The sequence below is a fragment of the Candidatus Obscuribacterales bacterium genome, from assembly GCA_036703605.1.
Lineage (GTDB): Bacteria > Cyanobacteriota > Cyanobacteriia > RECH01 > RECH01 > RECH01.
Genome location: DATNRH010000862.1, coordinates 1 through 2,843, shown reverse-complemented (window position 1 = coordinate 2,843; position 2,843 = coordinate 1). Strand labels below are relative to the sequence as shown.

At 53.7% G+C, this 2,843-nt stretch carries 3 protein-coding genes; all 3 read right to left on the bottom strand.

The annotated features are described in order from the left end of the window. Positions 1-707 (bottom strand): hypothetical protein (locus V6D20_17850; GenBank protein HEY9817647.1); only part of this gene is annotated, 707 nt, incomplete at its 3' end. Further along, positions 704-2,179 carry a hypothetical protein gene (locus V6D20_17845; protein HEY9817646.1) on the bottom strand — a complete coding sequence of 492 codons (1,476 nt, stop codon included), beginning with the start codon at positions 2,177-2,179 and terminating at the stop codon, positions 704-706. The genes V6D20_17845 and V6D20_17850, both read right to left, overlap by 4 nt. Continuing rightward, positions 2,176-2,709, bottom strand: coding sequence for a hypothetical protein (locus V6D20_17840; protein ID HEY9817645.1), 534 nt, complete (start codon positions 2,707-2,709; stop codon positions 2,176-2,178). The genes V6D20_17845 and V6D20_17840 overlap by 4 nt, the downstream gene beginning before the upstream one ends. Between the last annotated feature and the right edge of the window lie 134 nt (positions 2,710-2,843).

Below are 2,843 nucleotides of genomic sequence, written 5' to 3'. Positions count from 1 at the left end.
ATTAGGTTATGGTTCCAGCCTGTAAGCGTAGATGCACTGTGATAAATCCAACCAATGAAGGTAGCAGGCCACGGGACGACGAGACCACGCTCGGTGCCCACGGTGGCGACTGCCGATCGGTTGTTACCGCCGAGGGCCAAGTAGTGACCGACGCCCGATCCGATGGCCTGGTTTAGACCCATATCGTGATGGATCGTCGAGCCTACAGAGAGCCACTTCGAGCGCCCGCTGTCATAGCGGTATAGCTCGTCGTCAGCTGGGCAGGACCAGACTTGGCCATCCACAGGGGAGCCGGGAGCCCCGTCCTGGATCAGGATGCTGGGGTTCGACCACACAGGCGTTGAGCTAGCACCACCAGATGTAAAACGCTGTCCGGCTGTACCTGCGGAACTGTTGAGCTGAAACCCACACGTACCCGAGAAGAGCATGTTGTAGTTTGAGGGCGTAGCCAGTAGCGTAATGCCATTGGTGCCATCGCCCACAACAGTGTTCATTTTAGCAACACCCGCTGTGGATGCTACTAGAAGCTGACTCTTCTGGACCCCTGACTGCATGTCTATTAGCAGACCAAGGCCGAGCTTATTATCACTTATAGTGCGGAAGGCCGTAATATCTTGATCGTTGGTGGCCAGGACGGCAGCGTCAATGTCGCCCTGGGTTGCAATTTGATCAGGATCAGCTACCTTCGTTCCTAGGTATTCTGTCATCCGTGTACCACGCAGCGGATAGAGCCTGACGCCGGAGGCGAGGCGAATGTAACCTCAAGAGCGTTAATAGTCGTGCGTGTGACGGATGCCATCAAGCTCTTCTTCGTGGCTGTGAAATACAGCTCGACAATCACGTCGTATGTACCAAGGCTGTGCGTGACCGTAATAACCGTAGCAACACCATCGCCGATGTCCACCGCATACTTCGTTGGCTTCGTCGCCAGCGAGTTGGTGATCGTCGTCGCAAAGTTAGGATCGTCTCCTAGCGCGGCAGCCAGTTCGTTGAGCGTGTCCAGCGTTCCGGGCGCAGCCGCGATTAGGTTGTTGATCTCAGTATCGACGTAGTCTTCAGAAGCAAGGCCTACGACAGAGGCAGCAGTTGCATAGAAGGAACCTTCCTGACCATCCAACAGATCGGCGTCGAGACTGGATGCCGCGCCATCTACTGTTAGTAGGGCAGAGAGGATTTCTGCTGCAGTTTGATCTGCTGTAGCGCCTGCCTCAACTCCAAGGACCGTCCGCACTTCTGTAGCACTCATCGCGGAGATACCACCTGTAGCCTTACGGCCAACAATTGTGCTTGCTGGGATCGTTAGCGGGAGGGGAGTATCATCGGTGTCCGCCGCAAGAATTGTCGATGCGCCAAAGTCAGCTTCATAAACCACCCCGACTACTGAAGCAGCCGTAGCGTAGAAGGTACCTTGTTGACCGTCTAGAAGGTCTGCATCAAGACTGGACGCAGCTCCATCTACCGTAAGTAGTGACGCTAGGATTTCTGCCGCTGTTTGGTCTGCTGTAGCACCTGCTTCAACTCCAAGGATCGTTCGTACCTCAGCGGCACTCATTGCCGAAATACCACCTGCAGCTTTACGACCAACAATCGTGCTTGCAGCAATAGTCAGTGGGAGAGGCGTATCATCAGCGTCGGCAGCCAAGATCGTAGATGCGTTATAGTCAGCCTCATTGACCACTCCAGCAACAGACGCAGCAGTCGCATAGAAGGAGCCTTCCTGACCATCCAGGAGGTCTGCATCAAGACCAGAGGTGGTGCCGTCTACCGTCAATAGTAACGATAGGACTTCTGATGCAGTTTGATCTGCTGTAGCGCCTGCCTCGATTCCGAGGATTGTACGTACCTCAGCGGCTGTGAGGGCGTCGATGCCTCCAGCTGCTTGACGACCAACGAGTGTACTCGCGGGTATCGTCAGGGGAAGAGGTGAGTCATCAGCATCAGCGGCAAGGATAGTAAATGCGTCGAAGTCGGTAGCGTTTACCGCACCTGCTCCGGCGTCCGTCGTGAATGCCAGTGACTTGATTGCGCCACCTGCATAGATCCGCAAGCGATTTAGGTCGGTGCGGAACCATATCTGGCCCTCTTCCGGCGTGCCGGGGTCAGCAGGGGTGGGGTTCATCAGCGCTGCTATGATCGCATTCTGCTGAAGATCCAGGCTGTCTAGAATAGGTATACTCATGAAATTATGGCGCGACCTGATCGCGCTCTAGAGAAAGAGACAATGACTTGGTTCTCATTGACGTGTTCAACGCGAGCCAGGGAAGTAATTTCGCCCTCATTGAGGACTTCTACGTTTCGTCGTCCACCGAGGTTATGGTTAATAGTCCACATACTAGACGCAACACTTTGGATGTGTACGTAGTATGCATCAGGGGCTTCAAGAGACGCGAGCCATGCAGCTTCTGTCCCTACGAAGCCATTATTGACAGCTACCTGGTAGGCAGAAGTACCAGGGCTGCCCGGTGGTCCGGTTGGACCAGTTAATGAGATGAGCCAAGCTTCTTCTGTACCTTCAAAGCCTTCAGCCACAGCTATCTCGTAGGCAGATGCTCCGTCTGCGCCTGTACCGCCAGCACCACCTGTACCGCCTGTACCACTTCCAGAGTCTCCCCCTGACAAGTTTACGTTCAGTTCGGTGTTCTTGACTACTTCAAGTTCTTCTTTTAGAGCAGCAAGCTCTAAATCCTTAAAGCCGGTGTCCCGACGCATAGCATCAACAGCCCGGCGGATACTGATAAGATCTGGTCTAACTCCCCCTCCTCTATTGGCGCTCATGAATATTATTAGTAGTAAGACGATGTTCTAGATACATAGTAACCTACTATCTATCAATAATAGTTTAC